The sequence below is a fragment of the Streptococcus sp. FDAARGOS_522 genome (assembly GCF_003812445.1).
Lineage (GTDB): Bacteria > Bacillota > Bacilli > Lactobacillales > Streptococcaceae > Streptococcus > Streptococcus agalactiae.
Genome location: NZ_CP033808.1, coordinates 1064530 through 1090583, shown reverse-complemented (window position 1 = coordinate 1090583; position 26054 = coordinate 1064530). Strand labels below are relative to the sequence as shown.

Genomic DNA, 26054 nt, shown 5'->3' with positions numbered 1-26054 from the left:
AGATAAAAAAGTCCCCTTGATGAAAGAGTTTCTTTGGGATTGTTGATGTCACCATAAGCAAAATGAATATTTTTCGATTACTATATTGTCTTAGGCTTTTGCTTATATTCTAGTGGGCTAATTCCCACTATTTTTTTAAATGTCCTTGAAAAATTAGAAGAAGTGGAAAATCCAAGTAAATTGGAAACTTCTTCTACTTTCTTATTTTCATCTAGTAATTGCTTAGCAGCTTCGATTTTTAAGTTTAGAAAATATTGTTGAATAGTGATGTGTTTTTCTTGCTTAAATAGTTTTCGTAACTTCGATTCACTCATGTGACATTCTTTAGCTATTTCTTCTGTTTTAATAAAGCGATTTAGATTATTTTCAAGATATCGAATCACTGCGACAATAGTTTGAGAATGAGGGGTTTCGAGATGTTTTTTTAAAGAATGAACTTGTTGAGTATAGAATAAGATAGCAGTATCACGTAATTTTAAAACTTCATTTAGACTTATAGTTGACTCGTTTTCTTTTATAAAACGATCTCGTGCTCGATAAGCTGTTTCGATATCAAGTCCTGCTTGGATGGTAGCCTGTGAGAGACGATCATAAATCATGATGGAGTAGTTTTTTTCAGATCGCAATTCATCTCCACTGATTATAGGTACGATAGAATTGCTAAATTGTTCCACTGTTTCTTTCAAAAGAAATTCACTACCTGATTTAACAGCTTTTAGAATATTATTTTCAAAATGATACTGATATTTGTAAGAACTCATATTCTGTTTAGAAAATTGCTTAATTTTATCTAGATCAAAGGAGTTGCTCCACCCTTTCGTGTAGTAATGTAAGGGCTCTGATAATTTATCTTTCACAACCCCAGTTAGACAATAATTGGTTACTATTAGTAATTCTCGGATTTGACTAAGTGAGAAGAAAGGTAATTGGGATAGTCTATCAATAAAGTAGTCTTGTTCACTAGCATTGATTTGTGTTTCAGTCAGCTTTTTCTTAAGAAGTAAAGGGTCAATAACATTGCTACGCCAGGGACCGATGATAATATAATATTGTTGAATATGGTGGACAAGAAAAAGTTCTCCTAAAGAGCCATAATGAAATAAAAAATCATGTTGAGTTTTACTAAAGTTACTTAAAATAAGGTAATGATTGTAAAAAAGTGAAATAGTTTTATCGGATTTATACTCTCTGATAACAGAAAAATTTTGATCACAAACAGTAATAGTTAGACCTAGAAGACTGTGTAATGATTTCAACAATAAAGAATCAATCATATGAGTTACCACCTTTGATTTAATATGTTATCTATTTTAGAGAAGATTTCTTTAAAGTCAACAGAATAATTAGGTAGTCGGTATTTTAACCAAATATGATTTAAAAAATCGAAAAAGTCAAATTATATATAAAAAAAAAAGCAGATTAGATTAGATAAAAAAGTATAGATATTCTAATATTTATTGTTTAAGCCTATAATTTACTCTGTATAGAGTTATACAGAGTAAAGGAGAATATTATGTTTAGAAGGTCTAAAAATAACAGTTATGATACTTCACAGACGAAACAACGGTTTTCAATTAAGAAGTTCAAGTTTGGTGCAGCTTCTGTACTAATTGGTCTTAGTTTTTTGAGTGGGGTTACACAAGGTAATCTTAATATTTTTGAAGAGTCAATAGTTGCTGCATCTACAATTCCAGGGAGTGCAGCGACCTTAAATACAAGCATCACTAAAAATATACAAAACGGAAATGCTTACATAGATTTATATGATGTAAAGAATGGATTGATCGATCCTCAAAACCTCATTGTATTAAATCCATCAAGCTATTCAGCAAATTATTATATCAAACAAGGTGCTAAATATTATAGTAATCCGAGTGAAATTACAACAACTGGTTCAGCAACTATTACTTTTAATATACTTGATGAAACTGGAAATCCACATAAAAAAGCTGATGGACAAATTGATATAGTTAGTGTGAATTTAACTATATATGATTCTACAGCTTTAAGAAATAGGATAGATGAAGTAATAAATAATGCAAATGATCCTAAGTGGAGTGATGGGAGTCGTGATGAAGTCTTAACTGGATTAGAAAAATTAAAAAAAGATATTGATAATAATCCAAAAACACAAATAGATATTGATAATAAAATTAATGAAGTCAATGAAATAGAGAAATTGTTAGTTGTATCGCTACCAGATAAAATTAAGTATTCGCCAGAGGCTAAGCATAGGACTGTTGAACAACACGCGGAATTAGATGCAAAAGATAGCATTGCAAATACAGATGAATTGCCATCAAATTCAACGTATAACTGGAAAAATGGTCATAAACCAGACACCTCAACATCAGGTGAAAAAGACGGAATTGTTGAAGTTCACTATCCAGATGGTACTGTTGATGATGTGAATGTTAAAGTAACCGTTACATCGAAAAAAACTGATAATACAGCTCCAACATTAACCGTCACTCCAGAGCAACAGACTGTTAAAGTGGATGAAGATATTACCTTTACGGTTACAGTTGAAGACGAAAATGAAGTTGAACTAGGTTTAGATGATCTTAAAGCTAAGTATGAAAATGATATCATTGGAGCTCGTGTTAAAATTAAGTATCTTACTAAAGAATCTAATAAGAAAGTCATGGAAGTGACAATTATGAAAGCTACTTTAGCAGATAAGGGCGCAATTACCTTTACTGCAAAAGATAAAGCAGGTAATCAAGCAGAACCTAAGACAGTTACCATCAATGTTCTTCCGCTTAAGGATAGCAACGAACCAAAAGGTAAGGACCAAACGGTCAAAGTAGGAGAAACACCGAAGGCAGAAGATTCTATTGGTAACTTATCAGATCTTCCGAAAGGTACAACAGTAGCCTTTGAAACTCCAGTTGATACGGCAACACCGGGAGACAAACCAGCAAAAGTTGTTGTGACTTACCCAGATGGTTCAAAAGATACTGTAGATGTGACTGTTAAGGTTGTCGATCCACGTACAGATGCCGATAAGAATGATCCAGCAGGTAAAGATCAGCAAGTCAAAGTAGGAGAAACACCGAAGGCAGAAGATTCTATTGGTAACTTATCAGATCTTCCGAAAGGTACAACAGTAGCCTTTGAAACTCCAGTTGATACGGCAACACCGGGAGACAAACCAGCAAAAGTTGTTGTGACTTACCCAGATGGTTCAAAAGATACTGTAGATGTGACTGTTAAGGTTGTCGATCCACGTACAGATGCCGATAAGAATGATCCAGCAGGTAAAGATCAGCAAGTCAAAGTAGGAGAAACACCGAAGGCAGAAGATTCTATTGGTAACTTATCAGATCTTCCGAAAGGTACAACAGTAGCCTTTGAAACTCCAGTTGATACGGCAACACCGGGAGACAAACCAGCAAAGTTGTTGTGACTTACCCAGATGGTTCAAAAGATACTGTAGATGTGACTGTTAAGGTTGTCGATCCACGTACAGATGCCGATAAGAATGATCCAGCAGGTAAAGATCAGCAAGTCAAAGTAGGAGAAACACCGAAGGCAGAAGATTCTATTGGTAACTTACCAGATCTTCCGAAAGGTACAACAGTAGCCTTTGAAACTCCAGTTGATACGGCAACACCGGGAGACAAACCAGCAAAAGTTGTTGTGACTTACCCAGATGGTTCAAAAGATACTGTAGATGTGACTGTTAAGGTTGTCGATCCACGTACAGATGCCGATAAGAATGATCCAGCAGGTAAAGATCAGCAAGTCAATGGTAAAGGAAATAAACTACCAGCAACAGGTGAGAATGCAACTCCATTCTTTAATGTTGCAGCTTTGACAATTATATCATCAGTTGGTTTATTATCTGTTTCTAAGAAAAAAGAGGATTAATCTTTTGACCTAAAATGTCACTAAACATTTCACCATTTATTGGTGTGAACACATTAATAAAGTTATGTATCTCTCTCCAACAAACTTAATTAATGTGTTTCAATTTTTCGAGTTTAATTCTTGAAAAAGCCTATCGAGATTATTAATTTCGATAGGCTTTTGATTTTGTGTAAGCGTCCAATAACGAGGTATCTTCCATTTTCTTCCCTATTCCGTAAGCATCCAATATACCTTGTTATTGGACGCTTACTATAAAACTGAAGAAATGATCCTATTTAGTTGAAATTTGTAAATGAAGTGTATCATTAGAGCCTAAGATGTTAATCCTAGGCTCTCTTTTGTTGATTTAAAATTTTTAGGTGTAATCAAATGTAAGGTTAGATGCAAAATTTTCTAAAATGACTGTTTGTCTTTTCAAGTAATTAAATGTATTTAAGGGGAATTTATAAAAATAAAAGGAGTGTGTCAATAATGTTGTGTAAACACACTGGCAAAGCTGGGATTGTTAATCAAATAGGCTTTCAAGTGTGTCTGTACAATGACAAAAACCTTTGTGGACTCGTTGTTCTTGCTTGAAGTTGTAATCATTAAATAGTGTGACTAGACAGTGTTCTAGGGTCTCTTCACTGGGAAATACGATTTCCTTTTTTGTTTGCGTTGTATTGCAGTTAGTGATACAATGGTTATACAAAAATGATTTGAGGTGATATTATGTCAACAGTAGCAGTAAGAGTAGATGATCAATTAAAAGATGATGCTACAGAACTTTTTCAATCCTTAGGGTTGGATATGAGTACAGCAGTAAAAATGTTTTTGATTCAGTCTGTTAAAACTCAAAGTATTCCTTTTGAAATAAAAAATCAATCATCTGTTTCTGATGAAGAATTTCAAAATTTGGTAGAAACAAAATTAAAAGGAATACGAGTTAAGGCTAGTGATCCAGAAAGTGTAAATGCGTTTTTTGGAGATGAAGATTTTTCAGAATATGAGGAATATTTTAAATGAGTGATATTGAGGTATATTCTGTATTAGTTTCACGTATTGAATATTCTGATGGTACAGGTTCAAAGGTTCGTCCTGCTGTAGTAGTCAAATTTAATGATGAAGTAATAAAAACTTTAAGATTTACTACTAAATATGAAAATAAGTCTGACAATATAAGAAGTCAGTATTTAGAAGTTATTGATTAGGCAAAAGCAAATTTAAATAGGCGTTCTTGGATAGATACTATTCAATATTATGATGTTGAGAATAAAGGGTTCAATATTAAAATTATAGGTAAGTTAAGCGATAGAGATGTTGAGAGGTTAAAAGATTTTCTCATAGCAAAGGAAGTTTAGTTATGAAAAAGAAATTATTAGGATTGATGATTTTAGCTATATCTACAGTATTTTTAGTTGCTTGTTCGACTAATTCGTTAAATGTAAAGTATTATAAAGTATATGATGGTGAAAAAACGTTAGTTTTAGAAATTAATGATGAATCAGGAATTTATCATAATGAAGGAAACTTTGTAGTAACTAATATTGATACTAAAAGTAAAAGTTTTGTACTTAAAGGTGGGTCTGCTAAGTATACTGTTTTATATGATGTTAAAAGTGATGGTAAATTGAATGTTGATTTAGGAAACTTTTATTATAATGCTTCTGGTAAGGAGACATATTATAAAGAAGGTAGCAAGGCTTTAGAAAAAGCATTAAGAGATAAAGAATAAAGTTAGGACTATTTTCCTAACTTATTTTTTTATTTAAAAAATGAACTTCAAAATGCAAAGTCTTAATTTTACTTAGCACCTAATTTTTAGTTAAATAATTTGTATCCCAGCAATAAAAAGTATTTTTACCGAAATCAAAGTAAGAACCAAAAAGAAGATGGGGTTACTCTGTCTTAGTTTTTCTTGGAAAGTGTTATCTGTTAATTCAATGAAATCAAGCGAGGAAATGAGATAGCTTTTATTTAATTGATGAGTTGCTTTTTCCAGATTATTTGGAGTTATTTGCTCGTATTCAGAAATAATATTATGTTTGATATCATAAAGAGCTAAATTCATGGTTTGATTTTTATTTCTTTGAAAGTTACTAACGATCGTACTTATTTCTTTATTGTTCAAATTGGAATAATCTTTAAGTAGATGGAAAAGTCGTATTTCTAAACATTCCTTTGAAATTTCTAAATCAATGGTTATTTCTTTGAATAGTTTATTTTCGTAAACAATTTTATAGAGTAACTTGGGATGATATTGATTTTGAAAGAAATAGTATTTATACATATCGAAGATATTCTTCAATAAAAAATGACTTTACAAAGCCTAAAACAAGGACTTCAATAAGGAGAGTTTCAGTAAGTCATGATTTAAAAGAGTTATTGCTTGAACTAAAATTTCAACAAGAAAGAATGCTGAAAGGTTTGCATATAAAAAATACAGATCAATTGATTTTTTATGACTATAGGTTTGGTATGATATCAAATGATGCTGTTAACAAATTCTTGGCAAGCTCATTGGAAAAATTAGAAATAGAATCTAAGATGTCATCAACAGGTGCTAGACATACTTATGGAAGTTATTTGTTGGCTAACGGAGTAGATATTTGGGCGGTTGCAAAATTAATGGGGCATAAAGATATCAAACAATTAATAGAAAGATATGGTCATTTGCTTCTGGAAGTGGAAGAAAAGGAAAATAATCAGCTTTTAAAAATTCTTAATAATAAAGGTAGTTTTTAAAATGACTATCAAGAACAAATTAAGAACAAAAATAAAAGAAACCCTATTATAATAAGGTTTCACTCATATATTTTCTGCCACCACCGAGAATTGAACTCGGAACTGAGCATTACCATTGCTCTATTATACCATTTAACTATAGCGGCTACTTTTCTATGATACTATAAGATTTTGACGAAATCAAGTATTTCTTTACTTAGAAAAATAGTCGTTTTTTTAGTCTAATTCTATTTGGAGAAATTTACTATTTTCAATAGCTCTTAAATGGTGTGTTTCTTCTGGAGAGAGGCTAATAAGGCTATCTTTTTCAAGGATATGTTTCTGAACACCAAGGATAATTTCAAGTTTTCCTTCCAAAACATTTATTAATTTTGGATGAGGGCATCGTTCATTTTTCAGTCCTCGGCTGATGATTTTAATGGTATTGAATAAACCTTCATCTTTAATCATTCCTAATGGGGACATGAGACTCATTTTTCCAAATTGATATTCTGAACTTGAAAAACCATTTTGTAAGAATAAATTTTTCCAATCATCTATTTTTAGAGGAGCAACGTTAACATTTATAGTATGTCTAAGTTGATCGATCAGATTGGCAGTGTCTTCATCTTGATAAGAAACATCATGTGTGAGTAAACGTCCACCAGGTTTTAGGACACGTAAGTACTCTTTTATGACCTTCTCCTTAGCTGAATTGTTAAGCATCGTTAACATTGCTTCGTTGATAACGATAAACTATTATCAGGAAAGGGCAGTCTGAGTTCATTTCCCCGAATAACTTCAATAAATTCTTCTAATTGGGCCTTTTTGATATGTTCTTTGGCCTTTTCTATTACTTTACTATCTAGATCAAGCGCTGTAATGTGACAGGAAAATGCTTTAGCGATGTCGATGGAACTGGTACATTGATTACAAGCTACTTCTAGAACACGACTGTCAGCACTAAAGTGTCCTTTTTTGATAAGCCAATTCGTTGCTTGGACACCTCCTGGTCTTAAGCGTTTTTTCCTAGTCGTGCTAAGAATTGATGTCCAATTTCTTTATGTGACAATAAGATCACCTCTTTCTTTTAATAGTAATATCATTTTTTCTTAACTATAACACATAGGTGCTAAGATAACAAGGAGTAATAGTGATTGAATGGTATAAGTGATGAATTTTAGAGAGCGTTTTCTTTTAACTAGGGGTGTGATGCCAAAACTAGAATGGCATAGAGAACCATACATCTCAAAAGGTCTTCCTTAGATAAAACTAGTTGTTTTTATATCTGTCAGAAAAATCATAATTTATTTTTGATATAATGATTTTTTGAGTATTTAATTTATATGTTATAATGAAAAAAACTAAAAAAGAGGAATATCATGTCATACGAACAAGAATTTTTAAAAGACTTTGAAGAGTGGTTACAATCGCAAATAAGTATCAACCAAATGGCAATGGACAGTGCAAAGAAAGTTTTAGAGGAAGATAAGGATGAGCGAGCAGCAGATGCGTATATTCGTTATGAGAGTAAGTTAGACGCTTATCGCTTTTTGCAAGGGAAATTTAATAACTATCATAACCAAAAATCTTTCCATGATTTGCCTGATGGTCTTTTTGGACAACGTCATTATTAAAAGGTTTATCGCTAGAAAGCTTGTCAAATAGGCATTTCTATGATACATTGTTATAGTAGTTTTTAGATACTATGATAGATTTCATAAATGAGGAGAAAGCATTATACAATGGCAAAGCGTATTAAACCGAATAAAAAAAGAGAGCTTTTGAAAGCTAAAGGGATCAATTGGAAGGATGTTCGACTATCTCAAACTTTACAAGAAGTCGCATCACCGAAAAAAAAGGCTCCTGAAGCGCCAAAGGTAGTCGATCTTTTAGAAGGTTTAACTGCTAATAAACAAGATGTTTTAAAAGAAGCTGGCCTTGTCAGCCTTGAAGCGTTTGCGAAAGTAAGTGAAGCAGATGTTTTAGCACTAAAAGGTATTGGTCCAGCAGCTATTAAACAGTTAGTTGATAATGGTGCTGTTTTTGCAAAATGATTTGATTCACCTTGCGAAAGTAGTCTTATTTTGCTAGAATAAAATTAACTTAGAGGTGTTTTGAAATCCCATTTGTCACAGGAAGCGGTCATACTGAGAAATCCGCACAAATGTCAAAGCTTGTTGCTAAGTCCAATAATTGAAACAAAACGAGTTGCGGATGTTATTATCCGAATTTGGGTGGTACCGCGGAAATCGTAATACGAAATTCGTCCCTGTCAGAATTGACAGGGATTTTTTGTATTTAGGAGTGAGGAGATTGAAGTATATGCAGATTCTAGAAGATTTCGATGGCAAAGCATTACCAAAACTAGAAACGGATCGGCTTATCTTGCGTCAGCGAACGGTGGGGGATGTCCCAGCCATGTTTGATTACGTTTGCTTGGAAGAGGTTGCCTATCCAGCAGGACTCAGCCCAATAGCTTCTTTAGAAGATGAGTACGATTATTTTGAAAATCGCTACTATCAAAATCTGGAAAAGGCAAAATTACCATCTGGTTATGGTATTACCGTTAAAGAAGTGATCGGATTATCGGATCTTGCGCCTTTAACCATCGCCATGAAGACGATGTTTTCGAGATTTGCTATCTGCTTCATCCTGACTACTGGGGTCATGGCTACATGACAGAAGCTGTCGCCGCTTTGATTGAAGTCGGTTTTACCCTCCTCAATCTCCACAAAATCGAAATCCGCTGCTATGATTACAATAAGCAAAGCCGGCGCGTGGCAGAAAAACTAGGATTCACCCTTGAAGCTACCATTCGTGCTCGTAAGGATAATCAAGGCAATCGCTGTGTCAATTTGATATATGGTTTGCTGAGGAGTGAGTGGGAGTAATTATTCTACTTTTCATAGAAGTTACTAGATAGACTAATTTGGCTGTACAGGGCACTTAGCTAAGTCATCAATAATATCGTAGATATGGAGGAGACAAATGATTAAGATACTTGGAGAAATCGTAGATAACCAGCTACCTGTTGTGGAAACGAATCGTCTGTTGTTGCGTCAACGCAAGTTAGAAGATGCTAAGGAGATATTTGAATTTGTCAAACTTGATGAGGTGAGTTATCCAGCAGGTTTTCCGGCTGTTAAAAGCTTGGAAGAAGAGATAACCTATATTCAAGAGATTTATCCAACTAATCTTGAAAAAGAAAAGTTACCCTCTGGTTATGCTATTACTCTAAAAGGCGATGATAAGGTAATTGGTTCAGTAGATTTTAACCATCGCCACGAAGACGACATTTTTGAAATTGGCTACCTGCTCCACCCTGATTATTGGGGACAAGGCATTGTGCCAGAAGCAGCTTCAGCCCTTGTGGAGATAGGTTTCACACTGCTAGGACTACATAAGATTGAGCTGGGATGCTATGACTATAATAAGCAAAGTCAGGCGGTTGCGCGCAAATTAGGTTTTACTTTAGAGGCTAATATTCGTGATCGAAGAGATGCCCAGGGGCAACGTTGTGGCGATATGCGCTTTGGTTTACTGCGAAGCGAGTGGGAGAAACAAAGAAGATGAATATTATTATCATCGGAGCACAAGCTTCTGGGAAAATGACAATTGGTCAGGAAATCGCAAAACAGACAGGCATGACCTTATTCCATAACCATGATTCTATAGATTTTGTTTTACGCTTCATGCCATGGTCTCCAGATAGTATTGCTCTAACGGAGTCTATTCGCTTTAAATTTTTTGAAACGTTTGCTAAGACTGGTCAAGAAATGATTTTTACTATTGTAATTGATTTCAATGATTCAAGAGATGTAGTATTTCTAGAAAAGATTCAAACAGTTTTTCAATCTCACAACCAAGAGGTATTATTTGTAGAATTAGAAACAGAGCTAAGTGAGCGTCTCAAACGGAATCGCACAGAAAATCGCCTCAAGCATAAGCCTTCAAAACGTGATATCAAATGGTCAGAGAACGATATTTGTTCAACCATGGATTACGCTATCTTTAATCCTGAAGTAGCCCCAGAAGCACTTACATATTATCATAAAATCAATAATACTTGTTTAACTGCTACTGAAACAGCATATCTTATTATTCAAAAAATAAACCAAATCAAGGAGAAAAACTAATGTCAAAAGAACTATCACCAAAATACAATCCTGCCGAGGTTGAGGAAGGCCGTTATCAAACTTGGCTTGACCAAGATGTTTTCAAGCCATCAGGGGATACTGAGGCTAAGCCTTATTCTATCGTGATTCCACCACCAAACGTTACGGGTAAATTGCACTTGGGTCACGCTTGGGATACAACTCTACAAGATATCATTATTCGTCAAAAGCGTATGCAGGGCTTTGATACACTCTGGCTTCCAGGTATGGACCACGCTGGTATAGCTACTCAAGCTAAGGTTGAGGAGCGCCTTCGTGAGCAAGGTATTTCACGTTATGATCTTGGTCGTGAAAAATTCCTAGATAAAGTTTGGGAATGGAAAGACGAGTATGCAGCAACTATTAAATCTCAGTGGGGGAAAATGGGTCTTTCGGTTGATTATAGTCGTGAGCGTTTTACCCTTGATGAGGGACTTTCAAAAGCGGTAAGAAAAGTCTTTGTTGATTTGTACAATAAAGGTTGGATCTATCGTGGGGAGTTCATCATTAATTGGGATCCAGCAGCTCGTACAGCCCTTTCAGATATTGAAGTTATTCACAAGGATGTTGAGGGTGCTTTCTATCATATGAATTATATGCTGGAAGATGGCTCACGCGCCCTAGAAGTAGCAACAACTCGTCCTGAGACTATGTTTGGAGATGTGGCTGTAGCGGTAAATCCAGAAGATCCACGTTACAAAGATTTGATTGGCCAAAATGTTATCCTTCCTATCATCAATAAACCTATTCCAATCATCGCTGATGAACACGCTGATCCAGAATTTGGAACAGGTGTGGTTAAGATTACGCCGGCTCACGACCCTAATGACTTTGCTGTAGGTCAACGCCACAACTTACCACAAGTTAACGTTATGAACGATGATGGTACTATGAATGAACTTGCGGATGAATTTAATGGTATGGATCGTTTCGAAGCTCGTAAGGCAGTAGTCGCTAAATTAGAATCGTTAGGAAACTTAGTAAAAATTGAAAAAATGACTCATTCTGTTGGTCATTCAGAACGAACAGGCGTTGTGGTTGAACCACGTTTATCTACTCAATGGTTCGTCAAGATGGATCAATTGGCTAAGAATGCCATTGCCAACCAAGATACAGAAGATAAGGTAGAGTTTTATCCACCACGATTTAACGATACTTTTATGAGTTGGATGGAAAATGTCCATGACTGGGTTATCTCTCGTCAATTATGGTGGGGACACCAAATTCCTGCATGGTACAACGTCAATGGTGAGATGTATGTTGGAGAAGATGCCCCAGAGGGTGACGGATGGACACAGGATGAAGACGTTCTAGACACATGGTTTAGTTCTGCTTTATGGCCGTTTTCAACAATGGGATGGCCAGACACCGAAGCAGCTGACTTCAAACGCTACTTCCCAACATCAACCTTGGTAACTGGATACGATATCATCTTCTTCTGGGTATCGCGCATGATTTTCCAATCTCTTGAATTTACAGGACGCCAACCATTCTCAAATGTTCTTATTCATGGACTCATCCGTGATGAAGAAGGACGTAAAATGTCTAAATCACTTGGCAACGGGATTGATCCGATGGATGTCATTGAGAAATATGGTGCGGATGCCCTTCGTTGGTTCCTCTCAAATGGTTCAGCCCCTGGTCAAGATGTGCGTTTTTCATACGAAAAAATGGATGCTTCGTGGAATTTCATTAATAAGATTTGGAACATTTCACGCTATATCCTTATGAATAACGAAGGTTTAACGTTGGATCAAGCCAGAGAAAATGTGGAAAAAGTTGTTAATAGTCAAGTTGGAAATGTAACAGACCGTTGGATTCTCCACAATTTAAATGAGACTGTGGGTAAAGTTACTGAAAACTTTGACAAGTTTGAATTTGGTGTTGCTGGTCACATCCTTTACAACTTTATCTGGGAAGAATTTGCTAATTGGTACGTTGAGTTAACAAAAGAGGTTCTTTATAGTGACAATGAAGAGGAGAAAGTTGTTACACGTTCTGTTCTTCTTTATACCTTAGATCAAATCTTGCGTCTTCTTCATCCAATCATGCCATTTGTGACAGAAGAAATTTTTGGACAATACGCAGAAGGATCAATTGTCCTTGCAAGTTATCCACAAGTTAACGCGACATTTGAAAATCAGACAGCTCACAAAGGCGTTGAAAGCTTGAAAGATTTGATTCGTTCAGTGCGAAATAGCAGAGCAGAGGTCAATGTTGCTCCATCTAAACCAATCACTATCTTGGTTAAGACAAGTGACAGCGAACTCGAAAGCTTCTTCAAAGACAATAGTAACTACATCAAACGCTTCACAAACCCAGAGACGCTTGAAATCAGCTCAGCGATTACTGCCCCAGAACTTGCCATGACTAGCATTATCACAGGTGCAGAAATTTTCCTCCCACTTGCTGACCTCCTTAACGTTGAAGAAGAGTTGGCACGACTTGAAAAAGAACTTGCTAAATGGCAAAAAGAACTAAATATGGTCGGCAAAAAACTCAGCAACGAGCGCTTTGTAGCTAACGCTAAACCAGAAGTCGTCCAAAAAGAAAAAGACAAACAGACCGACTACCAAACTAAATACGACGCAACTATAGCACGTATTGAAGAGATGAAAAAATTAAATAATGATTGAGAATGCAGCCGAGAGGCTGTATTTTTAGTATAGTAGAATAAGATAGTGGGGGATTTGATAGTAATAACGTTAACAAGTGTACATAAAATAGATCAAAGGAAAAGTATTCCTTAAAGAGTATACCTAATGAAGATAGTAATTTTAAAGGATGTTTTGGTAAGGTGTTATAAAAAATAGTAATAATAAAAAAACTTCTCTCAATTGAGAGAAGGACACTATTCTCAGTATTAAATATTTAGTTATTGGTTAAACTATCAAGTTCGTCATCAGGTATAATATGGTTATCAGCAAAATTATTCATATTTAGGAAATATTCATTATACCAATTGTGATTTTGTAATAGCTGCTCCATGGCGTAAGTTTTCCACTTATCTGGGCAGTTTAGATAAGGTGAACGTATTTCGTGCTCAATAAGTTGTTTCTGAGTTGCTGGTTTAGGTCTATTACTTTTATCATATCCATTTATTCCTTGATACTTTTCTAAGTTTTTTTTATTTGGGAATATTATAGTTTTGACGAAATGTGATGTAGAGAATTTATATTTTTTTGAAACGAGACACTTTGGAATTAGTAAAATAGGCCTATCATTAGCTTTTATGTAAAAATGTTTTATTGTTTTCCAACTTAGTGATATATCATCCCAGTAATGACCAAAGTCATATTTAGAATATTCAATTCTTAGCTGATGTAGTTTAGCCTGTTCAAGTGAATATTCTACAATTTCTTTTTTTAAAAGGCTTACAAGGAAATCAGAAGTTCTATCTTCAGCAAATTTTGGAACAAATATAGCTATTGAAGTGGGATGAAGTAAATTTTTCCTTTCTGAAGGAGTAAATCCGCTTATTTTTTTAAAAAAATTAAAAAGCATTTTTTCAGAAACTCCCTTTCCTCTAGATTTACTTTTAGAATATCCTAAGTGAATAAAATTACATTCTGATGAAAAGCAAAGTATATTACGAACTTCATTTTCCCCAAATTCTGTATAAAGCCGGTAGGCTTCTAAAAAAAATGAATGGAGTTTTAGCGCAGCGTTTTCAAATACTGAACTTAAATTTTTAGAATGTAATTTAGTAGGATCTAAAAAAAGTTTCACATCTTTATTTATTGGTATATTTACAAAATCTAATTGACTATGATTTTTATTGATAAGTTTTTCATTTGACAATAATACTTCTCCTTTAATAATTTATTTAAAGCTGTTAAACGATGTAGAAAGTGACTTTACTTATTTTTAAAAAACTGGTATAGTTTTATTTGAAATTTTTTTAGAATAGTGTCAGAAAGTCAAATCTGATTCGTTTGTGGTTAAAAAAGGTTGTGGATTGCCGTCTACAACCTTTTTCATTTAATAGTATACACTATAACTTAAATAAATCAATCAATATATTGTGTCTGAGTTGTTTTTAAAACACAATATATTGATTTTGGAGGATATACTTAAATTTAGAAAATTATTAAAGTATTTGATTTATGATGCTGTAGTTGAAAATTTGTTATGTTAAAAAGCTTATTTTTTCTCACTCTCTTTTTCCTATCACATATGCTATAATATGCCTAAATATTTATGTCAAAGGAGTTTTTATGTCAAAGGTAAGGTATGGTGTTGTGTCAACGGCAAAGGTGGCGCCCCGTTTTATTGAAGGAGTCCGCTTAGCAGGAAATGGTGAAGTTGTGGCTGTATCGAGTCGAACTCTTGAGTCTGCGCAAGCTTTTGCCAACAAATATCATCTCCCAAAGGCTTACGATAAGTTAGAGGATATGTTAGCAGATGAGTCAATTGATGTGATTTATGTGGCAACAATTAATCAAGACCATTATAAAGTTGCTAAAGCAGCTCTGTTAGCGGGAAAGCATGTGTTGGTAGAGAAGCCTTTCACATTGACTTACGACCAAGCGAATGAATTATTCGCTTTGGCAGAAAGTTGTAATCTGTTTTTGATGGAAGCACAAAAATCGGTATTTATTCCGATGACACAAGTGATTAAAAAATTACTTGCCTCTGGTGAAATAGGAGAAGTGATCTCCATATCATCTACAACAGCCTACCCAAACATTGACCATGTAACATGGTTTAGAGAACTTGAGTTAGGTGGAGGAACAGTGCATTTTATGGCGCCCTATGCCCTGTCTTATTTACAATATCTATTTGATGCGACTATAACTCATGCTAGTGGGACTGCGACTTTTCCAAAAGGTCAAAGCGATAGTCAATCCAAACTACTCTTGCAATTATCAAATGGGGTCCTCGTAGATATCTTCTTGACAACACGTCTAAATTTACCGCATGAAATGATTATTTACGGAACTGAAGGTCGTCTAATCATTCCACATTTTTGGAAAACCACTCATGCAAAATTGGTGAGAAATGATACTAGTGCGCGAACGATTCAAGTTGACATGGTTAGTGATTTTGAGAAAGAAGCTTATCATGTTAGTCAAATGATTTTAGAAGGGCAAAGGGTAAGTCATATCATGACGCCTCAGTTGACGCTGTCAGGTGTTAAGATTATAGAAGACTTATACCGTTCATGGGGGAAATGATGCTGGCTATCTAGCATATTAATAAGGAGTACTAGATGTTATTTTAGTACTCCTTTTTTGTTTTGCTCTCATAAGGTTAATTAGATTTAAAAGGGTTTTCTACTTGTTTTTTCTCGATTTTTGTTTCATAATGTAGACAAGTTTAGAGTGAGGTGCTTCTATGTTTTCGAGCGATTTTGGATTTGAGATAATTAATGTTGACGATCTATCCTTACAAGAGGAGAAATTTTTACCTTCAGAATTGCTGGCTTATGCACGTGATGAAAATGAGTCTTCTTTCGTACGTGATATTGAGGAGCATTTGACACTTGTTTACCAGCTTCTGGATACGCAAGGTCACGTTGATGATGTTCGTCATGTGCCGAGAGTGATACCAGTGACTCTATTTTTGAAAGAAGATGGCTTGTTTGTATTAGCTAATCATAAAAATATTAACCTTGTAAAAAAAGCACTTAATCGTGTTGAAAAGGTAGATTCTCCGAAACACCTCTTATTATCATTAGTGACTGCTTTCTCAAAGCAATATTTTGATGTTTTAGATACTATTTCTGAAGAAAGAGATAAACTAATCAATGATTTGCGTAAAAGACCAAACAAATCGAACTTGGCAAGGCTGGCAAATTTACAAAGTGGAACAGTACACTTAATGATGGGAACTAAGCAAAATTTTGAAATGCTGACCGATTTACAAAACATTGAGCAAGATAAAGAGAACACTAGAAATGAAAAGATGCAACTTCAAGATGCTATTATTGAAGCAAGACAATTATCTAACATGTGTTCCTTAAATTCACAGGTTTTCCAAGAACTTTCTTCTTCTTATAATAATGTCCTCAGCAATAACCTTAACGACAATGTAACTACTTTAACAATTATTTCCATTGGTATTTCCATTATTGCTATGGTTACCAGTTTTTATGGAATGAATGTTAAGTTGCCTTTTGATAGTGTTGATGCTGTCTGGGTATTGATTATTTTAATTACGACTATCATTACTATTATGCTCTCTATTGTTATGTACATTTATGTCCATAAAGAGGATAATCATCCCAAACATAAATAGAGAATTAATAAGAGGGTACTATCAATTAGTTTAGTTTTAAGCATGGCAACATGCTTTTTTTGTACAAAGAAACTAGAATTCATCTTTGACTTTGAGCTTGATTTCTAGCTCTTAAAACGACATAATAGAGGATAATGTACAGTGAATAGAGAGGTTACTATGTCAATAGAATCAGATTTTTTCCGGAAAAAACGTTTTATTTTTTCATCGCTTGAGGAGTTTGGATTTATCAAATCTGACCAAGAGTATATCTATTGTCAAACATTTATGGATAATGACTTTAAAGCTATTATCACGATTTCATTGGATGGAAAGATAGCTGGTAAGGTTATTGATTTGGCACTTGAAGAAGAATATTTACCGCTTCGAGCAGCAAATTATAATGGTTCGTTTGTTGGCGAAGTACGATCGGCTTATATGGCTATATTAGGTGATATTTCAGATTCTTGTTGTAAGGACTTATTATTTACCAAAGATCAAAGTAATCGTTTAGCGGAGAAGATAGCTAAAACTTTTGAAGATTCAGTTGATTATCCATTTGCGAAGCACCCACAATATGCTTCCTATCGTGTATCAGGTAAATGGTATGCTCTGCTTTTTCCATTGAAGATGGGAAAACTAGAAAATGTTCCAGCTCAACTGTCAGAAGAAGAGGTTGAAGTTTTGAATATTAAAGTCAATCCTCAAGATATGGAAATACTCTTACAAAAAGAAGGTGTTTATCCTTCTTATCATATGTCTAAAAAGACTTGGGTATCTATCGTTTTAGACAATACTTTGTCTGATATAGAAATTTTTAAATTGGTATCAGATAGTCGTAAGCTTGTTTCTCCCAATAAAAAATCAAATTCTGAGCCAGAGTTTTGGATTATTCCTGCTAATCCTAAATTTTACGATATTGATAAGGAGTTTGCAGAGCATCAATTGATTGATTGGACTCAAAAAGGAAAGATTGCGGTGGGAGATTATGTGTTTATTTATATTACAGCACCTATTCGTGCTTTGCGCTATGTCTGTCAAGTAATAGAACGTGACCTTAAAACAAGTACTTACTTAGGAGCAAGAGATGTCAAAGCTTATATGCGACTCAAACTGATAAGGCAATTTGAAGATTCTACCTATCCTGTGGCATTTTTAGCAGAACACGGCGTTAAGACTGTGAGAGGACCACGGCGAATGACCAAGGAATTGCGACAAGTCATGGCAAAAACAATTCTAGAGTAATGACTTTCAGAAAAAAACTTGTAAAAAAGTCAGAATAATTCTACAATTCCTCTTCCATTTTGTTACTTGAAGGAGTATAATAGCTCTAACATTTTATAATTTAAGGAGGAACATATGAAGAAAAGCTTTATTCATCAGCAACAGGAGATTTCTTTTGTCAAAAATACTTTTACACAATATTTGATTGATAAGTTAGAAATCGTCGAAGTGCAAGGACCTATTCTTAGTCAGGTCGGGGATGGTATGCAAGATAATTTATCTGGTATTGAACATCCTGTATCGGTGAAAGTCCTTAATATACCTGAAGCTGAATTTGAAGTCGTTCACTCATTGGCTAAATGGAAACGTCATACTTTGGCAAGATTTGGGTTTAATGAGGGAGAAGGTCTTTTCGTTCATATGAAAGCTCTTCGTCCAGATGAAGATTCTCTTGATCCAACACACTCAGTTTACGTAGATCAGTGGGACTGGGAGAAGGTCATTCCTGATGGTAGACGTAATTTGGACTACCTAAAAGAAACTGTGGAAAAAATCTACAAAGCTATCCGCCTAACAGAGCTTGCCGTGGAAGCTCGTTTTGATATTGAATCCATTTTACCAAAGCGTATTACCTTTATTCATACAGAAGAATTGGTAGAAAAATACCCAGACTTAAGCCCTAAAGAGCGTGAAAATGCCATCGCTAAGGAGTATGGCGCAGTCTTTTTGATTGGTATTGGTGGAGAGTTAGCAGATGGTAAACCACATGATGGTCGTGCACCGGACTATGATGACTGGACAACACCATCAGAAAATGGTTTTAAAGGTCTCAATGGTGATATTTTAGTATGGAACGAACAGCTTGGAACTGCCTTTGAACTATCATCAATGGGAATTCGAGTTGATGAAGATGCTCTTAAACGTCAAGTTGTTCTCACCGGTGATGAAGGTCGTTTAGAGTTTGAGTGGCATAAGACGCTATTACGTGGTTTCTTCCCTTTGACTATTGGTGGGGGAATTGGTCAATCACGATTAGCTATGTTCTTGCTTCGTAAAAAACATATTGGAGAAGTACAGTCAAGTGTCTGGCCAAAAGAAGTCAGAGACACCTTTGAAAATATATTATAAAAAATCAGCCAAGCAGTTTTGTTTGGCTGATTTTAACAATAAGTTTATTTTTGGCTTAAGAAAGTTTGGATTTGTTGAGGTGTAGCTTGGCTTCCTTGAACAAGATATTTAGTCATTTTTCCTCGTTGATAATGTGCTAAATTTGGAACAGTGGTAATATGATGCTTTTTGAAAAAACTCTTCAATCGTTTCCCTTTGTATTTTTGACTATCAAGGTAGTAAATTTTTGAATGAAGTGTGGCTTTAGATTTTAATAATTTTGGTAAGAAAGCTCTACAATATTGGCAAGTTTGACGTCCTATAAAAATAGTCGCTTCAGATTGTTGACTTTTGCTTACTAACGCCTTATCTGTGATGGCGATTAAGTCACTATTTGTTATCATGTGTTGGTATTGTTGTTGAGAAATAGTCATGGTGTCAGCGCTACTTAAGTTTGATTTTAGCGTTGTAAGGCATAATATGGCTATTAAACTTAATAATAATTTTTTAATCATTATGGGAACCTCGTTTCTCTTACTGCTAGCTTATCATATCAAAAAAGAAGGAAAAGAGGTACTATCTTCTCTGTTTGTTATAAGCAATTTTTTTGATAACTCTACCTTATTTTTTGTTATAATAGTGGTTATGAGAGTAGTAGCAGGAACATTTGGAGGGCGTCCTTTAAAAACGCTTGATGGAAAAACAACTCGTCCAACAACTGACAAGGTTAAAGGCGCTATTTTTAATATGATTGGTCCTTTTTTTGAAGGTGGTCGTGTTTTAGACCTTTTTTCTGGCAGTGGTAGCTTAGCTATTGAGGCGATCTCAAGGGGAATGGACCAAGCTGTCCTAGTTGAAAAAGACAGGCGTGCGCAGGTCGTTATTCAAGAAAATATTGCAATGACTAAGAGTCCGGAGCAATTTCAATTATTAAAAATGGAAGCCAACCGTGCTTTAGAACAATTAACGGGACAATTTGATTTGGTCTTGTTGGACCCGCCATATGCTAAGGAAGAAATTGTAAAGCAAATCCAAATCATGGATAGCAAGGGTTTATTAGGCGATGATATCATGATTGTTTGTGAAACGGACAAATCAGTTGATTTACCTGAAGAAATTGCTTCTTTTGGGATATGGAAACAGAAAATTTATGGCATTTCTAAAGTAACGGTCTACGTTCGTTAGGAGGCTTTGGTATGGATTACAAGTTAGTGATGATTATTCTCATCTTAGTCATATTGATTTATTTGTTGTTGCGCCTTCACTATTTAGAAGAGTTGCTAAAACATTATCACTTCAAAAATGATGAAGGAGTTTGTTCATTATCAAGAACAAAAAATCCATTGTATCTATTAATGGCAATGATTACTTTTTTGCCAAACCTTATCAATTGGATAGCTAACGGTTTTGAGGCAATAGACATTGTTCGCCTGATTCCTGTGGTAGTCTTTTTATGGTTGTATTATTGTGGAGATGACGACGAATGACAAAGAAAGCTTTATTTACAGGTTCATTTGATCCTGTTACTAATGGACATTTAGATATTATTGAGCGCGCCAGCTATCTATTTGATCATGTTTACATTGGGTTATTTTATAACCTTGAGAAGCAAGGTTACTTTTCGATTGAGTGCCGTAAAAAAATGTTAGAAGAAGCTATCCGTCAGTTTAAGAATGTTTCAGTTTTAGTGGCGCAAGATAGACTAGCTGTTGACTTAGCAAGGGAAGTGGGAGCAAAATATTTTGTTCGAGGTCTGCGTAATAGCCAGGATTTTGATTATGAAGCCAATTTGGAGTTTTTTAATAAACAGTTGGCAGATGATATTGAGACAGTTTATTTATCAACGTCGCCATCTTTGAGTCCGATATCATCTAGTCGCATCCGTGAATTGATATATTTTAAGGCTTCTGTGAAGCCTTTTGTTCCAAAGAGTGTTGTTAGAGAAGTGGAGAAAATGAGTGAAGAATAAAGATCCAAAAGGAAAACATAAAAGTTTACTAGGTCTGCTTAAATGGTGGATTATAGGTTTTGCTTTTTTATTGTTAGTATTAGCAAGCCTTGTGGTGAGGCTACCTTATTATTTGGAAATGCCAGGTGGAGCTTATGATATCCGTTCGGTATTGAAAGTGAATAAAAAGGCTGATAAAGCTAAGGGTTCGTACAATTTTGTAGCGGTTTCTGTCAGTCAAGCAACGCCAGCTCAGGTTCTTTATGCTTGGTTAACTCCTTTTACAGAATTATCTAGTAAAGAGGAGACAACAGGTGGCTTTAGTAATGACGATTATCTCAGAATTAATCAATTCTACATGGAGACTTCTCAAAATGAGTCCGTCTATCAAGCTTTAAAGTTAGCTAATAAGCAAGTATCTCTTACTTATAAAGGAGTTTATGTGCTTAACTTAGCTAAAAATTCGACATTTAAAGATAGATTACATTTAGCTGATACAGTCACAGGAGTTAATGGCAAAAGTTTCAAAAATTCTTCTCAACTTATCAAATATGTTGCAGCTCTTCATCTAGGTGATAAAGTAAAGGTACAATACACAAGTCAAGGTAAAAAGAAAGAATCGGTTGGTAAAGTTATTAAACTATCAAACGGTAAAAATGGTATTGGTATCGGTTTGACAGACCATACAGAAGTATCATCTGATGTTCCTGTGGACTTTAATACTGAAGGTGTTGGAGGACCAAGTGCAGGTTTAATGTTTACTTTAGCGATTTACGACCAATTGGTTAAAGAAGATTTACGTAAAGGACGTAAGATTGCAGGTACTGGTACTATTGAGCAAAATGGGCATGTTGGCGATATTGGTGGAGCAGGTTTGAAAGTTGTTTCAGCGGCTAAAAAAGGAATGGATATTTTCTTTGTTCCTAATAATCCGATCGATAAAAATGCTAAAAAAGGCAAAACAAAGGTTCAGACGAATTATCAAGAGGCAAAAGCAGCAGCTAAGCGATTAGGTACGAAGATGAAAATTGTACCAGTTCAAAATGTTCAGCAAGCTATTGATTATTTGAAAAAAACAAAATAAACTCAAAGAGTTCGGGCGTCTGCTCGGCTTTTTTGTTTTGCGACATTTAACTATCAAAGTGCTAAAATGATAGTATGACAGAGCTTATAAGAATACTACATTTAAATGATCTGCACTCTCATTTTGAGAATTTTCCTAAGGTAAAACGATTTTTTCATGACAATCAAGCGCAGCCAATAGAGACGATTTCACTTGACTTGGGGGATAATATTGATAAAAGCCATCCTTTGACAGAAGCAAGCTCGGGCAAGGCTAATGTCCAATTGATGAATGAACTGGGTATTGAGCTTGCTACTATTGGTAATAATGAAGGAGTTGGTTTATCCAAAAAAGACTTGGACCAAGTCTACAAAGATTCAGATTTTACGGTTATTGTTGGTAATCTAAAAGATAACATAATCGAACCGAGTTGGGCAAAACCTTACATTATTTATGAGACACAGCAAGGAACTAAGCTTGCTTTTTTAGCTTATACTTTTCCTTATTATAAAACCTATGAACCTAATGGGTGGACGATAGAAGATCCAATTGACTGTCTTAAATGCCATTTACAAATAAATGAGATAAAAGAGGCAAATTGTCGTATTTTGATGAGTCATTTAGGTATTCGTTTTGATACAAGGATTGCTCAAGAATTTTCAGAAATTGACCTTATTATAGGTGCACATACACACCATTTATTTGAGGAAGGGGAGCTAATTACCGGTACATATCTTGCAGCAGCTGGTAAATATGGTCGCTTTGTTGGGAGTATTGATATAACTTTTGATAATCATACACTAAAAGATATTTTAATCTCAACATATGATACAAAACAACTAACTGGTTATCCTTCGGACAGTGACTGGGCTAAGGAGATTGAGTCAGAAGGTAAAGAACAGCTTAGAAAAGAAAGTTTAATATCCTTTCCAGCACCATTATCATTAGAAGAATCGTGTCAACTAGTCATGGATGCGATGCTGTTTTACGCAGGTGCAGATGTTGCTATTATCAATTCTGGCTTAATTGTTCAGCCATTTGAAAAAGACTTTTCGAGGAAAAATCTGCATGAATCATTACCTCATAAAATGCGTCTCGCTAAATTGACAGTGAGTAGTCAAGAACTTTTAGAGATTTATGAAACTATTTATCAACAAGGTCAATTTTTAGCGCAACAAAAGATTCATGGTATGGGCTTTCGTGGCAAGTACTTTGGAGAAGTTTTACATTCGGGATTTGATTACAAAAATGGAAAAATAGTGTATAATGAGAAAGATATTGATGCCAAAGAAGAAGTGATTCTTGTAATCGTTGATCAGTATTATTTTGCATCGTATTTTGAGTGTTTAAAAACAAAAAAAGTAGACTTGCTTTTTCCTGAATTACTCAGAGATGTGGTAGCAGATTATTTAATAAATATGACACTATAAATGAAAAATAGATAAATAAAGAGTAGAAGCTAGTCGTTTCTCTCAATGATTTTAGAGAAAGGAGTATTATGCGAAAAGAAGTGACACCAGAGATGCTTAACTATAATAAGTATCCTGGCCCACAGTTTATTCACTTTGAAAATATCGTTAAAAGTGATGATATTGAATTTCAACTTGTTATTAATGAAAAATCAGCTTTTGATGTGACTGTCTTTGGACAACGTTTTTCTGAGATTTTATTAAAATATGATTTTATCGTTGGCGATTGGGGTAACGAGCAGTTGAGGCTAAGAGGCTTTTACAAAGATGCTAGTACGATTAGAAAAAATAGCCGGATTTCACGTTTAGAAGATTATATTAAAGAGTATTGTAACTTTGGTTGTGCTTATTTTGTGTTGGAGAATCCAAATCCTAGAGATATTAAATTTGATGATGAAAGACCTCATAAGCGTCGTAAGTCAAGATCCAAATCACAATCATCAAAGTCACAAACTAGAAATAATCGTTCCCAGTCAAATGCCAATGCTCATTTTACAAGTAAAAAGCGTAAAGACACAAAACGCCGTCAAGAACGTCATATTAAAGAAGAGCAAGATAAGGAAATGACCTCTGCAAAGCAGCATTTTGTTATTCGTAAGAAAAAATAAGAAAAGGATAAACTGTAATCGTTTATTCCACCATGAAGAAAGAAAATATTATGTCTAAAAAAACTGATACACCCGACTATAAACCCTCTATTTATAGCTTAACTCGCGATGAACTAATAGCTTGGGCTATTGAACATGGAGAAAAGAAATTCCGTGCTTCACAAATCTGGGACTGGCTCTATAAAAAGCGTGTGCAAAGCTTCGATGAAATGACTAACATTTCCAAAGATTTTATTGCACTTTTGAATGAGAATTTTGTTGTCAATCCTCTAAAACAACGTATTGTTCAAGAATCTGCTGATGGAACTGTTAAATACCTTTTTGAATTACCTGATGGCATGCTGATTGAGACGGTTTTGATGCGTCAACATTATGGTTTATCAGTATGTGTAACGACTCAAGTTGGTTGTAACATTGGTTGCACTTTCTGTGCAAGTGGTTTAATAAAGAAACAACGTGATCTTAACAATGGCGAAATCACTGCTCAAATTATGCTTGTTCAAAAATATTTTGATGAACGTGGACAAGGTGAGCGCGTTAGTCACATTGTGGTCATGGGAATAGGTGAACCCTTTGATAACTATACCAATGTATTAAAATTCTTGCGTACAGTTAACGATGATAATGGATTAGCTATTGGTGCACGTCACATTACAGTGTCTACTTCAGGTTTAGCACATAAAATTCGTGAATTTGCAAATGAAGGTGTACAAGTTAACTTAGCAGTATCTCTTCATGCTCCAAATAATGAATTACGATCAAGTATCATGCGTATTAATCGTTCTTTCCCTCTTGAAAAGTTGTTTGCGGCTATTGAATATTATATTGAGACGACTAACCGTCGTGTAACATTTGAGTATATTATGTTAAATGGTGTCAACGATACCCCAGAAAATGCTCAAGAGTTAGCAGATTTAACGAAAAAGATTCGCAAATTATCTTATGTCAATTTAATTCCTTACAATCCTGTCTCAGAACATGACCAGTATAGTCGTAGTCCTAAAGAGCGTGTGGAAGCATTCTATGACGTTTTGAAGAAAAATGGAGTTAATTGTGTTGTTCGTCAAGAACATGGTACGGACATTGATGCAGCTTGCGGACAATTACGTTCAAACACAATGAAACGCGATCGTCAAAAAGCGAAGGTAGGGCAGTAATGCTTAAAAGATTACTTACTGAAGATGGGGAATTGACAAAGATTAGTCGTCGTTTCGTTTGGATGTTAGTGATTATCTATTGTCTTATTATTGTCAGGATGTGTTTTGGGCCTCAAATTATGATTGAGGGGGTATCAACTCCGAATGTTCAGCGCTTCGGAAGAATTGTAGCTCTTTTAGTACCATTTAATTCTTTTCGTAGTTTAGATCAGCTAACTAGCTTTAAAGAGATTTTTTGGGTTATTGGTCAAAATGTAGTGAATATTTTACTGCTGTTTCCTCTCATTATAGGGTTACTATCCCTAAAGCCAAGTTTACGGAAATATAAAAGCGTTATATTACTTGCTTTCTTGATGTCTCTTTTCATAGAGTGTACTCAAGTTGTTTTAGATATTTTAATAGATGCTAATCGGGTTTTTGAAATCGACGATCTATGGACAAATACCTTAGGCGGCCCTTTCGCCCTATGGACTTATCGAAATATAAAAGGTTGGCTTCTAACTATTAGAAAATGAAAATAATGTAA

24 protein-coding genes, 1 tRNA gene and 6 pseudogenes are annotated in these 26054 nt (G+C 34.7%); 23 read left to right on the top strand and 8 right to left on the bottom strand.

Annotated elements, in window-relative coordinates; genetic code table 11:
* Positions 1 to 80: 80 nt before the first annotated feature.
* Positions 81 to 1274 (bottom strand): YSIRK-targeted surface antigen transcriptional regulator, encoded by a 1194-nt coding sequence (locus EGX70_RS05405; protein ID WP_000567306.1) that lies wholly within the window; start codon positions 1272 to 1274, stop codon positions 81 to 83.
* Between the two features lie 239 nt (positions 1275 to 1513).
* Between EGX70_RS05405 and EGX70_RS05400 the strand changes: the two are divergent.
* Positions 1514 to 3873, top strand: a pseudogene (locus tag EGX70_RS05400) (alpha-like surface protein).
* A 505-nt stretch (positions 3874 to 4378) separates the two neighbouring features.
* Here EGX70_RS05400 and EGX70_RS05395 read toward each other — a convergent pair.
* A pseudogene (locus tag EGX70_RS05395) lies at positions 4379 to 4528 on the bottom strand (IS256 family transposase); the annotation flags it as partial.
* A gap of 56 nt (positions 4529 to 4584) precedes the next feature.
* Between EGX70_RS05395 and EGX70_RS05390 the strand changes: the two are divergent.
* The 3 genes and pseudogenes from EGX70_RS05390 to EGX70_RS05380 all read left to right on the top strand — a co-directional run bounded on the left by EGX70_RS05390 (position 4585) and on the right by EGX70_RS05380 (position 5587).
* On the top strand, positions 4585 to 4878 hold the full coding sequence (locus EGX70_RS05390; RefSeq protein ID WP_000108711.1) for a type II toxin-antitoxin system RelB/DinJ family antitoxin: 294 nt from the start codon (positions 4585 to 4587) through the stop codon (positions 4876 to 4878).
* A pseudogene (locus tag EGX70_RS11300) lies at positions 4875 to 5213 on the top strand (hypothetical protein). Before EGX70_RS05390 ends, EGX70_RS11300 begins: the two are co-directional and overlap by 4 nt.
* Before the next feature lie 2 nt (positions 5214 to 5215).
* Positions 5216 to 5587 (top strand): hypothetical protein, encoded by a 372-nt coding sequence (locus EGX70_RS05380; RefSeq protein ID WP_000727987.1) that lies wholly within the window; start codon positions 5216 to 5218, stop codon positions 5585 to 5587.
* A gap of 312 nt (positions 5588 to 5899) precedes the next feature.
* Here EGX70_RS05380 and EGX70_RS11295 read toward each other — a convergent pair.
* A pseudogene (locus EGX70_RS11295) lies at positions 5900 to 6142 on the bottom strand (hypothetical protein); the annotation flags it as partial.
* On the opposite strand from EGX70_RS11295, the gene EGX70_RS05370 reads away from it, so the two are divergent.
* Positions 6067 to 6597 (top strand): tyrosine-type recombinase/integrase, encoded by a 531-nt coding sequence (locus EGX70_RS05370; RefSeq protein ID WP_079255217.1) that lies wholly within the window; start codon positions 6067 to 6069, stop codon positions 6595 to 6597. The pseudogene EGX70_RS11295 and the gene EGX70_RS05370 sit on opposite strands and share 76 nt — an antisense overlap.
* Before the next feature lie 75 nt (positions 6598 to 6672).
* On the opposite strand, the gene EGX70_RS05365 is transcribed toward EGX70_RS05370, so the two are convergent.
* From EGX70_RS05365 to EGX70_RS05360, 3 genes and pseudogenes are all read right to left on the bottom strand, one after another.
* Positions 6673 to 6743, bottom strand: a tRNA-Thr gene (locus EGX70_RS05365).
* Between the two features lie 70 nt (positions 6744 to 6813).
* Positions 6814 to 7008, bottom strand: a complete 195-nt coding sequence (locus EGX70_RS11205; protein ID WP_223297776.1) for a methyltransferase — start codon at positions 7006 to 7008, stop codon at positions 6814 to 6816.
* A pseudogene (locus EGX70_RS05360) lies at positions 6991 to 7648 on the bottom strand (class I SAM-dependent methyltransferase); the annotation flags it as partial. The pseudogene EGX70_RS05360 and the gene EGX70_RS11205, both read right to left, overlap by 18 nt.
* A 310-nt stretch (positions 7649 to 7958) precedes the next feature.
* On the opposite strand from EGX70_RS05360, the gene EGX70_RS05355 reads away from it, so the two are divergent.
* The 6 genes and pseudogenes from EGX70_RS05355 to EGX70_RS05330 all read left to right on the top strand — a co-directional run bounded on the left by EGX70_RS05355 (position 7959) and on the right by EGX70_RS05330 (position 13369).
* Positions 7959 to 8213 (top strand): DUF1912 family protein, encoded by a 255-nt coding sequence (locus EGX70_RS05355; protein ID WP_000119699.1) that lies wholly within the window; start codon positions 7959 to 7961, stop codon positions 8211 to 8213.
* A 108-nt stretch (positions 8214 to 8321) separates the two neighbouring features.
* A complete protein-coding gene (locus EGX70_RS05350) occupies positions 8322 to 8633 on the top strand; it encodes a hypothetical protein (RefSeq protein ID WP_001119101.1) in 312 nt (103 codons plus the stop codon).
* Between the two features lie 268 nt (positions 8634 to 8901).
* A pseudogene (locus EGX70_RS05345) lies at positions 8902 to 9470 on the top strand (GNAT family N-acetyltransferase).
* 97 nt (positions 9471 to 9567) lie between these two features.
* Positions 9568 to 10152 (top strand): GNAT family N-acetyltransferase, encoded by a 585-nt coding sequence (locus tag EGX70_RS05340; protein WP_000590591.1) that lies wholly within the window; start codon positions 9568 to 9570, stop codon positions 10150 to 10152.
* Positions 10149 to 10715, top strand: a complete 567-nt coding sequence (locus tag EGX70_RS05335) for an AAA family ATPase (RefSeq protein WP_001021309.1) — start codon at positions 10149 to 10151, stop codon at positions 10713 to 10715. Before EGX70_RS05340 ends, EGX70_RS05335 begins: the two co-directional genes overlap by 4 nt.
* On the top strand, positions 10715 to 13369 hold the full coding sequence (locus tag EGX70_RS05330) for a valine--tRNA ligase (RefSeq protein ID WP_000032210.1): 2655 nt from the start codon (positions 10715 to 10717) through the stop codon (positions 13367 to 13369). The genes EGX70_RS05335 and EGX70_RS05330 overlap by 1 nt, the downstream gene beginning before the upstream one ends.
* A 235-nt stretch (positions 13370 to 13604) precedes the next feature.
* Here EGX70_RS05330 and EGX70_RS05325 read toward each other — a convergent pair whose 3' ends face one another.
* Positions 13605 to 14534: a hypothetical protein gene (locus EGX70_RS05325; protein ID WP_000064105.1), complete on the bottom strand. Its 930-nt coding sequence runs from the start codon at positions 14532 to 14534 to the stop codon at positions 13605 to 13607.
* 416 nt (positions 14535 to 14950) lie between these two features.
* Here EGX70_RS05325 and EGX70_RS05320 point away from each other — a divergent pair, with 416 nt between their 5' ends.
* From EGX70_RS05320 to asnA, 4 genes are all read left to right on the top strand, one after another.
* The gene (locus tag EGX70_RS05320; RefSeq protein ID WP_000049317.1) at positions 14951 to 15910 is read left to right on the top strand and encodes a Gfo/Idh/MocA family protein; all 960 of its coding nucleotides are present in this window, start codon (positions 14951 to 14953) and stop codon (positions 15908 to 15910) included.
* Positions 15911 to 16070: 160 nt separating this feature from the next.
* The gene (locus EGX70_RS05315; protein WP_000492950.1) at positions 16071 to 16973 is read left to right on the top strand and encodes a magnesium transporter CorA family protein; all 903 of its coding nucleotides are present in this window, start codon (positions 16071 to 16073) and stop codon (positions 16971 to 16973) included.
* A gap of 159 nt (positions 16974 to 17132) precedes the next feature.
* Positions 17133 to 18197 (top strand): MmcQ/YjbR family DNA-binding protein, encoded by a 1065-nt coding sequence (locus EGX70_RS05310; RefSeq protein WP_000021293.1) that lies wholly within the window; start codon positions 17133 to 17135, stop codon positions 18195 to 18197.
* A 114-nt stretch (positions 18198 to 18311) separates the two neighbouring features.
* Positions 18312 to 19304 carry an aspartate--ammonia ligase gene (gene asnA / locus EGX70_RS05305; RefSeq protein ID WP_000748015.1) on the top strand — a complete coding sequence of 331 codons (993 nt, stop codon included), beginning with the start codon at positions 18312 to 18314 and terminating at the stop codon, positions 19302 to 19304.
* 44 nt (positions 19305 to 19348) lie between these two features.
* Here the strand turns inward: asnA and EGX70_RS05300 are convergent, their stop codons facing one another.
* A complete protein-coding gene (locus tag EGX70_RS05300) occupies positions 19349 to 19798 on the bottom strand; it encodes a hypothetical protein (protein WP_000592261.1) in 450 nt (149 codons plus the stop codon).
* 130 nt (positions 19799 to 19928) lie between these two features.
* On the opposite strand from EGX70_RS05300, the gene rsmD reads away from it, so the two are divergent.
* The 8 genes from rsmD (at position 19929) to EGX70_RS05255 (ending at position 26043) form a co-directional block, all read left to right on the top strand.
* Positions 19929 to 20468 carry a 16S rRNA (guanine(966)-N(2))-methyltransferase RsmD gene (rsmD, locus tag EGX70_RS05290; RefSeq protein WP_001266830.1) on the top strand — a complete coding sequence of 180 codons (540 nt, stop codon included), beginning with the start codon at positions 19929 to 19931 and terminating at the stop codon, positions 20466 to 20468.
* Between the two features lie 11 nt (positions 20469 to 20479).
* Complete coding sequence (locus EGX70_RS05285; protein ID WP_000384889.1) at positions 20480 to 20770, top strand: hypothetical protein; 291 nt, start codon at positions 20480 to 20482, stop codon at positions 20768 to 20770.
* Positions 20767 to 21252 (top strand): pantetheine-phosphate adenylyltransferase, encoded by a 486-nt coding sequence (gene coaD, locus EGX70_RS05280; protein ID WP_000161894.1) that lies wholly within the window; start codon positions 20767 to 20769, stop codon positions 21250 to 21252. Before EGX70_RS05285 ends, coaD begins: the two co-directional genes overlap by 4 nt.
* Positions 21242 to 22315 (top strand): SepM family pheromone-processing serine protease, encoded by a 1074-nt coding sequence (locus EGX70_RS05275; RefSeq protein WP_123947986.1) that lies wholly within the window; start codon positions 21242 to 21244, stop codon positions 22313 to 22315. Before coaD ends, EGX70_RS05275 begins: the two co-directional genes overlap by 11 nt.
* 74 nt (positions 22316 to 22389) lie before the next feature.
* The gene (locus tag EGX70_RS05270) at positions 22390 to 23724 is read left to right on the top strand and encodes a bifunctional UDP-sugar hydrolase/5'-nucleotidase (protein WP_000137518.1); all 1335 of its coding nucleotides are present in this window, start codon (positions 22390 to 22392) and stop codon (positions 23722 to 23724) included.
* A 68-nt stretch (positions 23725 to 23792) separates the two neighbouring features.
* Positions 23793 to 24371: a YutD-like domain-containing protein gene (locus tag EGX70_RS05265; protein ID WP_001224500.1), complete on the top strand. Its 579-nt coding sequence runs from the start codon at positions 23793 to 23795 to the stop codon at positions 24369 to 24371.
* A gap of 50 nt (positions 24372 to 24421) precedes the next feature.
* Positions 24422 to 25528 (top strand): 23S rRNA (adenine(2503)-C(2))-methyltransferase RlmN, encoded by a 1107-nt coding sequence (gene rlmN / locus EGX70_RS05260; RefSeq protein ID WP_000039434.1) that lies wholly within the window; start codon positions 24422 to 24424, stop codon positions 25526 to 25528.
* The gene (locus tag EGX70_RS05255; RefSeq protein WP_000919803.1) at positions 25528 to 26043 is read left to right on the top strand and encodes a VanZ family protein; all 516 of its coding nucleotides are present in this window, start codon (positions 25528 to 25530) and stop codon (positions 26041 to 26043) included. Before rlmN ends, EGX70_RS05255 begins: the two co-directional genes overlap by 1 nt.
* Positions 26044 to 26054: the final 11 nt, after the last annotated feature.

What these genes read in the sequence shown, in the direction of transcription:
- EGX70_RS05405 (WP_000567306.1), bottom strand. Translation starts at nt 1,274, where the DNA reads ATGATTGATTCTTTATTGTTGAAATCATTACACAGTCTTCTAGGTCTA.
- EGX70_RS05390 (WP_000108711.1), top strand. Translation starts at nt 4,585, where the DNA reads ATGTCAACAGTAGCAGTAAGAGTAGATGATCAATTAAAAGATGATGCT.
- EGX70_RS05380 (WP_000727987.1), top strand. Translation starts at nt 5,216, where the DNA reads ATGAAAAAGAAATTATTAGGATTGATGATTTTAGCTATATCTACAGTA.
- EGX70_RS05355 (WP_000119699.1), top strand. Translation starts at nt 7,959, where the DNA reads ATGTCATACGAACAAGAATTTTTAAAAGACTTTGAAGAGTGGTTACAA.
- EGX70_RS05350 (WP_001119101.1), top strand. Translation starts at nt 8,322, where the DNA reads ATGGCAAAGCGTATTAAACCGAATAAAAAAAGAGAGCTTTTGAAAGCT.
- EGX70_RS05340 (WP_000590591.1), top strand. Translation starts at nt 9,568, where the DNA reads ATGATTAAGATACTTGGAGAAATCGTAGATAACCAGCTACCTGTTGTG.
- EGX70_RS05335 (WP_001021309.1), top strand. Translation starts at nt 10,149, where the DNA reads ATGAATATTATTATCATCGGAGCACAAGCTTCTGGGAAAATGACAATT.
- EGX70_RS05330 (WP_000032210.1), top strand. Translation starts at nt 10,715, where the DNA reads ATGTCAAAAGAACTATCACCAAAATACAATCCTGCCGAGGTTGAGGAA.
- EGX70_RS05320 (WP_000049317.1), top strand. Translation starts at nt 14,951, where the DNA reads ATGTCAAAGGTAAGGTATGGTGTTGTGTCAACGGCAAAGGTGGCGCCC.
- EGX70_RS05315 (WP_000492950.1), top strand. Translation starts at nt 16,071, where the DNA reads ATGTTTTCGAGCGATTTTGGATTTGAGATAATTAATGTTGACGATCTA.
- EGX70_RS05310 (WP_000021293.1), top strand. Translation starts at nt 17,133, where the DNA reads ATGTCAATAGAATCAGATTTTTTCCGGAAAAAACGTTTTATTTTTTCA.
- asnA (WP_000748015.1), top strand. Translation starts at nt 18,312, where the DNA reads ATGAAGAAAAGCTTTATTCATCAGCAACAGGAGATTTCTTTTGTCAAA.
- EGX70_RS05300 (WP_000592261.1), bottom strand. Translation starts at nt 19,798, where the DNA reads ATGATTAAAAAATTATTATTAAGTTTAATAGCCATATTATGCCTTACA.
- rsmD (WP_001266830.1), top strand. Translation starts at nt 19,929, where the DNA reads ATGAGAGTAGTAGCAGGAACATTTGGAGGGCGTCCTTTAAAAACGCTT.
- EGX70_RS05285 (WP_000384889.1), top strand. Translation starts at nt 20,480, where the DNA reads ATGGATTACAAGTTAGTGATGATTATTCTCATCTTAGTCATATTGATT.
- coaD (WP_000161894.1), top strand. Translation starts at nt 20,767, where the DNA reads ATGACAAAGAAAGCTTTATTTACAGGTTCATTTGATCCTGTTACTAAT.
- EGX70_RS05270 (WP_000137518.1), top strand. Translation starts at nt 22,390, where the DNA reads ATGACAGAGCTTATAAGAATACTACATTTAAATGATCTGCACTCTCAT.
- EGX70_RS05265 (WP_001224500.1), top strand. Translation starts at nt 23,793, where the DNA reads ATGCGAAAAGAAGTGACACCAGAGATGCTTAACTATAATAAGTATCCT.
- rlmN (WP_000039434.1), top strand. Translation starts at nt 24,422, where the DNA reads ATGTCTAAAAAAACTGATACACCCGACTATAAACCCTCTATTTATAGC.
- EGX70_RS05255 (WP_000919803.1), top strand. Translation starts at nt 25,528, where the DNA reads ATGCTTAAAAGATTACTTACTGAAGATGGGGAATTGACAAAGATTAGT.